We start from the raw sequence: 251 nt of genomic DNA, 5'->3' as shown, positions 1-251 counted from the left end.
CCCGTTCGGGCCGATGATGGCGAACACCTCGTCGGATTTGACTTCGAACGCCACGCTATCGACGGCCAGCAGGCCGCCGAAGCGCATGGTCAGTCCGGATACTTTCAGCAATGCCTCGCTCATTTAGCCAGCTCCACGTGGGGACGCTTCATGGGCAACAACCCCTGCGGACGCCACATCATCATCAATACCATCACCAGGCCGAACATCAGCATCCGGTACTCGGCGAACTCGCGCGCCAGCTCGGGCAG

Annotated in this window: 2 pseudogenes; both read right to left on the bottom strand. The window is 61.4% G+C overall.

The annotated features are described in order from the left end of the window. A pseudogene (gene livG, locus SB771_RS35950) lies at positions 1-123 on the bottom strand (high-affinity branched-chain amino acid ABC transporter ATP-binding protein LivG); the annotation flags it as partial. Further along, positions 120-251: pseudogene (gene livM, locus SB771_RS35945) on the bottom strand (high-affinity branched-chain amino acid ABC transporter permease LivM); the annotation flags it as partial. The pseudogenes livM and livG, both read right to left, overlap by 4 nt.

The organism is Burkholderia sp. SIMBA_051 (genome assembly GCF_046534915.1).
GTDB lineage: Bacteria > Pseudomonadota > Gammaproteobacteria > Burkholderiales > Burkholderiaceae > Burkholderia > Burkholderia ambifaria.
Note: the sequence above shows the minus strand (reverse complement) of the source record. Positions and strands in the feature narration are given on the sequence as shown.